At 45.6% G+C, this 6,605-nt stretch carries 3 protein-coding genes; all 3 read left to right on the top strand.

Features of this window, described 5'->3' with window-relative positions; all coding sequences use genetic code 11:
* A partial coding sequence (locus A3757_RS12760; protein WP_156506309.1) for an immunoglobulin-like domain-containing protein occupies positions 1 to 998 on the top strand: 998 nt, incomplete at its 5' end.
* Positions 999 to 1,026: 28 nt separating this feature from the next.
* Positions 1,027 to 2,529, top strand: a complete 1,503-nt coding sequence (locus tag A3757_RS12765; protein ID WP_068739738.1) for a hypothetical protein — start codon at positions 1,027 to 1,029, stop codon at positions 2,527 to 2,529.
* Positions 2,530 to 2,969: 440 nt separating this feature from the next.
* Positions 2,970 to 6,605 (top strand): immunoglobulin-like domain-containing protein (locus A3757_RS12770; protein WP_156506310.1); only part of this gene is annotated, 3,636 nt, incomplete at its 3' end.

The raw sequence follows: 6,605 nt of genomic DNA on the forward strand, positions 1-6,605 counted from the left end.
TCGTCATAAGCGGTGATACCGTCGATGCAAATATTGCAGGCATATACACAATAAGATACGACGTCAGTGATACTGCCGGTAATGCTGCTCTACAGCTTAGTCGCACAATCACTGTTCAGGATACAACGATTCCAGTGATTACACTTACTGGCTCCGACCCGACCAACCACGTTCAAGGTACTGCTTATAATGATGCCGGCGCAACGGCTCTAGACAGCGCTGATGGAGACATTTCCGGCAACATAGCAAGGACAGGCTCTGTCGATATCGACACGATTGGAAGTTATGTATTAAGTTACAATGTTAGTGACGCTGCCGGTAATGCCGCGGCTACAGTTACTCGAACAGTAAACGTAACGGACGGCATCGCTCCTGTAATCACCCTTGTAGGTGACTCAACCATTGATCATGTTAATGGCCAGTTATTCACTGACCCTGGTACGATAGGATCAGACAACCTTGACGGAGATATTAGCCTCAACATTACAACAGGCGGCTTTGTCGATATTAATACCGATGGCACCTACGTCTTGAGCTATGACCTTGTCGACGCTGCTGGAAATGCCGCAATAACCGTGCAAAGAACCATTAATGTTGTCACCCCTGCTGCAATATTTGTCGAGGCCGAAACGGGCACAATCGGTGGTGGGCCAGATGTAGAAAGTTATGGCTCAGGCTTTACCGGCTCAGGTTATATCAATATAAGCTTGGCACAGGATGGAGATTACATTGAGTTCTCGGATATTCAGGCGTTCGCCATCCCTTACAACCTAACAATCCGATACGCTTCATCAAATGATAGCTCTTCTTTCGATATCCTTGTGAACGGTAGCGCCGCTGGTAGCATCGCTCTTTCTGCGACTGGTGATAACGCTCTCTATTTGGATTCAGCTGCTTTGCCTGTCACGCTAGTATCGGGCGCTAACACCTTGCGATTCAATATACTTGTCGATCCAACCGATAAACGAATCGACTCGTTTACTCTAACGCCGCAATAGAATGGAAATTAAAGCTTAAGGTGAAACTATGTTGAATCGATTTATTTACGCTGCTTGTCTACCAATATTATTAAGTGCCTGTGATGGCGGTAGCAAGCAATCGAGCACTGAACCAGCGGATATCAGAACAGGCAGTTTTATTGATAGCCCGGTATCAGGCCTATATTATGAAACAGAAACACAGTCAGGCATGACGAATGAGCGTGGTGAGTTTTCTTATAGCGATGGCGAACAGGTTAAATTCTCTATTGGTGGAATCTATCTAGGTACATCAGAAGCACAGGAACTTATCACGCCTTTTGATCTATCCGGTTCCGCCCCGCTAAACAGTGAAAAAAGTATCATTACAAGTCTGCAAAGCACCGACATATCCAGCTTTGACCGCGTCATCAACATAGCGACACTCCTTCAGGCACTCGACCAGGACGGCGAGCCTGAGAACGGCATAGACCTTGGAAACGCTCACACAGAATTAGAGCTTTCAACAATCAATTTCTATGTAAAGGCCTCCCAGTTTACCGAGCAAGTCGATTTTAAAGGCGTTCTATCGCAACTCAATATCGAAAGCCACAGAACCTTCACTCAAGCAGCCCAACATCTTTATGAAAACCTCGATATCAGTATCGAATCAAACCTTAACTCTGCAGTTTTATCGAATGAAGGTAACTTAGATAAAACCCTCGTTCAGTATTCATACAGCCAAGAGCGGCTTCTAACAAGCCAGGAAACAGACTTCAATAACGATGGAACTGTCGACAAAACCATTCACTACAGCTATGACAGTCAAAACCGTTTAACGCAAACATCTGATAGCGCGTCAAATACAGTTGAAACAATCAGCTATGATGATGACGGTAATATCCTGAGCAAAGAAATAGATAGACCTGAAGACGAACTCGATATATTGCAATCCTACACTTACCAAGACTCTCTACTGTCAAAACTCGAAACTGATTTGGGGAATGATGGCACAATAGATATTTTGGCAGAATATCAATATGACACCGAGGGCAATGTTATTCTGTATACAGTCAGTCGCAATAGCGAACTTGCTTCAAGCGTCTCATATACATACTCCGGAAACAGGCTTAGATCTCAATCTGAGGATAGTGATAATGACGGCGAAGCAAACTCTTCAATCAGCTATAACTATGACTTAAACGGCAATATCCTAAGCCAGCATAACATTCGATCCAACCAGGAAAACACTCAAACTTCTATAAGCCGCTTCAGCTACGACAGTAACAATCGCCCAAACCGCTACGAGCGTGATGATAACCAGGACGGCACACCAGAATATATCGAGTCATATCAATATAATAATTTGAACAAGCGGACCGAATACAAAAAAGACCTCGATGGCGATCGTGTTTGGGATTTTGTAGCCCAATATGATTACGATATCAATGGAAACCGAACACAAATGCTTGAAGATAGCGATGGCAACGGCATTGTCGACAAGGCTTGGTTTGCAGACTATCAGGCAGCATCATTTGACAACGCCTGGGACAGAATTATCGAACAACTCTGAGCTAATTAAAGATTCATAATTCCTTTTAAAAACCTGCGATAAGCAGGTTTTTTATACTCTAAAAGCAGTTAACAAGCAGCCCCTCAATTAACGACTCACCTTACAGGCATACAGAAATAAGAAGCCAGACCACACACAAAAACCACAAACACTAGAAACATAAATATTATTCATTTTTAGTTTCAACAACTTATAAAGCCACGCCACAGCAAAACAAAAACACCCAAACCCAAAAAAAGAACCATTTCACCCGACAAGCGTGCTCCATTTCAATTTTTGAAAAAAAATATCGCTGTTTGTTAAGCAGCTTCGCTCATTCATTAGACTCAGGTAAGTATTGCCGTTATATTCGCCGCCTTGGAAGCCTTACTTGAAATTCAGGCCATGGAACAGTAAGGCGACCAAGAACTTTCATACCTCATTCGTTATGGATAATAAATATGTACAAGCTAAAGCTAGCGGTCGCCTTTGCCTCTCTATTTATCTCATTGTTCTCGGGAGTTTCCTATTCGGCCCCGGGTGACCCTGGCAATATTCTAACGACACTAAGCATTAACAACATCAGTGGTGATGGTCGCACCCCTTCCACCCCCCACGGCGTCACCATGCATGACGGCTACCTTTGGGTCGTCGATTTTGGCACCGACAGAATCTACAGGGTCTATCCAGAAGATGTCTATGACGAAGAAGGAGCGCTTCAATTTTCTGCCGGTGATAGTGATTTAAACCTTCCCCTTACAGACACAGATAATCCGCCAATTAACAGTGACGGAAACCCCATCCCTACTTGCGGTGCAACACCGGCCGGTCAATACTGTGGCGGTGGCGGTTTAACCTTTGCCGAGAATTATCTTTGGAATGCCAGCCCTATTACAGACAACATTATAAAAATCGACCCTGTTGATGGAGATAACCTCGAATCCGAAAATGCACTATCAGAGCTCGAGTTTCCATCACCAACCGACATGACTTATGACGGACATAGCTTCTGGATAGTTGACTGGCAAACTAACACTATTAATAAGGTTCGCCCTGAAGATGGCGCGCTACTTCTATCATTACCCGGCCCTTCAACACTACCTTCTTATCAGTCTAACCCTTCTGTCACCAATGCTCGTCCTTTCGGTATTACCTGGGATGGTCGCGACTTGTGGGTAGCAGACCAACAAGAACAAAAGATATTTCGGGTTGACCCCACTGACGGTAGCGTGGTCGGTTTTTTTGAAACACCAGGCTCAAACCCCAAGGGCTTAAGCTGGGACGGGGAACTAATTTGGCACGCTGACCAAACAACAGGCCTAATTTACGCGATTGAAACAGGTGTCATACCTTTCGGTATCACAGGCTGTATCGAAAAGAATGGTGTAGCAATCGAAGCAGACCTACTTCTCAGCCAAACAGCACAATCGGATATAACCACAAGCACCGATGTGGATGGTTGCTTCCAGTTTACCAATTTTGTTGCTGGCTCCCCGATTCAGCTTCAAGCAAACGAGTCAGGTGTTGACCTTAAGCCGGTTATTACACTTAGTGAAACGTCACCTGGTTCAACTGATGTCACCCTCTTGGTCGGCGATACCTATGCAGAGCCTGGCTTCGTTGCGATAGACCCAGAGGACGGTGACATTAGTGTCGATGTTATCACTAGACCAAACGTCCTTGATACTCCCTCTATTATTGATACTTCCACCCCTAATAACTCCGGCATTCAAATTGAATACGATGTTGTCGACAGCCAAGGCAACAACGCGACAACAGTTATCCGAACTGTATACGTCATCGAAGAAGATACTACTGCACCAGTGATCACTCTTATTGGTGACGACCCTACTTATGTTGAACAGCTTTCGACTTATAATGAAGAAGGCGCTACCGCTATCGATAACCGTGATGGAGATATCAGCGCCAACATTATGATCAGTGGAAACGTCGATTCTGACACTGCCGGCACTTACACACTTGCTTACGATGTTACCGATGAAGCTGGCAATGTAGCCACGACCGTAACGCGCGAGGTGATCGTTCAAGATACGACTGCACCAGTAATAACACTTATCGGCGACGCAGTTGTTACACTAGAAAGAGGCGATAGCTTCTCAGATGAAGGTGCCAGCGCCGTCGACAATGTTGACGGAGATATTAGTGCAAGCATAGTAAGTTCAGGTAGCGTAATCAGCGGAAGCGTTGGCAGCTACATCATAAACTACAATGTTTCTGACACTGCTGGTAATTCAGCTATTGTTGTATCGCGTACAGTTAACGTCGTCGACACCACCGCGCCAATCATTACCTTATTAGGAGCTGCTCCATATAATCAAGAAATTAACACCCCATTTAATGACCCAGGCGCTACCGCAATTGATGTTCCTGGTGAAGACTTATCAAGTTCGATTGTCGTAACAGGTACGGTAAATACTTCAGTCGAGGGAACCTACACTCTTTCTTACGATGTAAGCGATGCATCGGGTAACGTTGCAACAAGCATTTTCCGAGATGTTATCGTTGCCGATTCCGGTAGCCCTATGATCACCCTACTCGGAGATAACCCTCTCACTCACGCACAAGGCTCGCCTTACACTGACCCTGGCGCAACAGCTACGGATGCGGTAGATGGTGACCTTTCCGGAAGCATTGTTGTCGGTGGCGACACGGTAGACCCTAACTTAATCGGCAGCTACCTTATAACTTACGATGTCTCAGATTCATCGGGCAACCCTGCTCCAACCGTAACCCGTACAGTCAACATAGATGACTCAACAGCCCCAGTAATTACTTTAATTGGCGATACAAACACCAATCACCAGCTTGGCACAGCCTACGTCGATGCGGGCGCTACAGCATTAGACAATATAGATGGCGATATTAGCTCAAATATTGTTGTTAGCGGTGATACCGTCGATGGAAATACTCAAGGAACTTACACAGTTATCTACAATGTCACTGATTCATCAGGAAATGCTGCAAACCCCATGGTAAGGTTTGTGACGGTAGATGATGTAACACCACCGGTAATCACCTTAGTTGGCAATAACCCAATTAATCATGAAGTGAATACAATTTACACTGACCCTGGTGCCACAGCCACAGATAATACTGACGGCGATATTTCTGCAAACATCGGTGTCAGCGGTACAGTCAATGCAACCGTAATCGGCAGTTATGTACTGAGCTACAACGTGAACGATTCCTCAGGCAACTCTGCTACTACCGTTACCCGAACAATTAACGTTCAAGATACTGGCGCACCTAGCATCACTCTACTAGGTAGCAGCCCACTTAACCATGAACTAAATACCCCCTATACCGATGCTGGCGCGACTGCAAGCGATGCGCTGGATGGTGATATCTCAACTAACATCATCGTCGGTGGTGCTACCGTAGATTCCAGTGTTACAGGTACCTACGTGATCACCTACGATGTCAGTGACTCCAACGGCAACCCTGCCGTACAGCAAACACGTACAGTAAATGTGAACGACTTTACTGCCCCAGTCATTACGCTTAATGGTGACAGCAGCATTAATATCGCTCTAGGTAGTGTCTACAATGATGCGGGTGCGAGTGCGTCGGACAATATTGATGGCGATATTTCAGCAAGCATTATTCAGAGTGGCACTGTTGATACCGGTACAATTGGTAGCTACACCCTTGTGTATAACGTGAGTGATGCGGCTGGCAACGCTGCAATCCCCGTCACACGAACAGTTAATGTTGCTGATGCGAGCGGCCCTGTTATTACGCTGATCGGAACCAACCCCATTAATCATGAGGTGAATACAATCTTCACCGACCCGGGTGCGACAGCGCTAGATAATGTCGATGGAGATGTATCTTCAAACATCGGTGTCAGCGGTACAGTCAATGCAACCGTAATCGGCAGTTATGTACTGAGCTACAACGTGAACGATTCCTCAGGCAACTCTGCTACTACCGTTACCCGAACAATTAACGTTCAAGATACTGGCGCACCTAGCATCACTCTACTAGGTAGCAGCCCACTTAACCATGAGCTAAATACCCCTTATACCGATGCTGGTGCGACTGCGAATGACGCACTTGACGGAGACCTATCTGCA

The organism is Oleiphilus sp. HI0117 (assembly GCF_001635235.1).